This is a genomic window from Mycobacterium sp. 1165196.3, from assembly GCF_001673415.1.
GTDB classification, from domain to species: domain Bacteria; phylum Actinomycetota; class Actinomycetes; order Mycobacteriales; family Mycobacteriaceae; genus Mycobacterium; species Mycobacterium europaeum_A.
On sequence record NZ_LZLU01000133.1, the window covers coordinates 1 to 526 of the forward strand.

The window sequence follows — 526 nt, forward strand, 5'->3', positions numbered from 1 at the left end:
CGAGAAGTACGACGTCAACGTCATCGGAATCACGCTGAGCCGCAATCAGTTTGAGTACAGCAAGAACAAGCTGGCCGAGCACGTGCAGCAGTCCTTCGATCAGATGGACACCCCCCGCAGCCGGCGGGTGCTGCTGGAGGGCTGGGAGAAGTTCCACGAGCCCGTGGACCGCATCGTGTCCATCGGCGCGTTCGAGCACTTCGGCCGGCAGCGCTACGGCCGCTTCTTCAAAATGGCCTACCAGGCGCTGCCGCCCGGCGGAGTGATGTTGCTGCACACCATCGTTCGGCCGTCGTTCAAAGACGCGCGGGCCAAGGGCCTGAAGCTGACCCACGAAATCGTGCAGTTCTCGCAGTTCATCCTGGCCGAGATCTTCCCCGGCGGCTGGCTGCCGACGCCGCAGACCGTCGGCGAGTACGGAGTGACCGCGGGCTTCGACCTGACCCGCGTCCAGTCGCTGCAGCTGCACTACGCCAGGACCTTGGACCTGTGGGCCGAGGCACTCGAGGCCAATCGCGAGCAGGCG

At 65.0% G+C, this 526-nt stretch carries 1 protein-coding gene; it reads left to right on the forward strand.

Features of this window, described 5'->3' with window-relative positions; genetic code table 11:
- On the forward strand, positions 1-526 hold a 526-nt coding region (locus A5659_RS14370), incomplete at both ends, for a class I SAM-dependent methyltransferase (RefSeq protein WP_197498015.1).